Annotated in this window: 1 pseudogene; it reads left to right on the top strand. The window is 60.9% G+C overall.

Annotated elements, in window-relative coordinates:
• A pseudogene (locus AC3XQU_RS23675) lies at positions 1 to 294 on the top strand (cellulose biosynthesis cyclic di-GMP-binding regulatory protein BcsB); the annotation flags it as partial.

The following is a 294-nucleotide window of genomic DNA, read 5'->3' as shown; positions in this document are numbered from 1 at the left end:
CGACATTTGCGAAGACCCTTCCAACAGCACGCTGTGGGTCAATATCAGCCGCACCAGCCTGGTGTCGTTGAAAGAACAGGCGCTGATCGTCAAGAACGATCTGGCGTATTTCCCCACGCCTTTCTACGATCCACGCGGCTATGACGAGCCGGTGCTGACCATGGTGTTCGCAGCGTCTCCGACTCAGGGCGAGCAGCGGGCAGCGGGGATTCTGGCCTCGTATTTCGGCAGTCAGGCGGCGTGGCGCGGTACGCAATTCCCGGTGCTGTTTGACCGGTTGCCCGTTGCCACGAC

This window comes from Telluria sp. AZSoR62 (genome assembly GCF_058111565.1).
The sequence above is the reverse complement of the archived record's forward strand: the minus strand, read 5'-3'. Positions and strand labels throughout refer to the sequence as shown.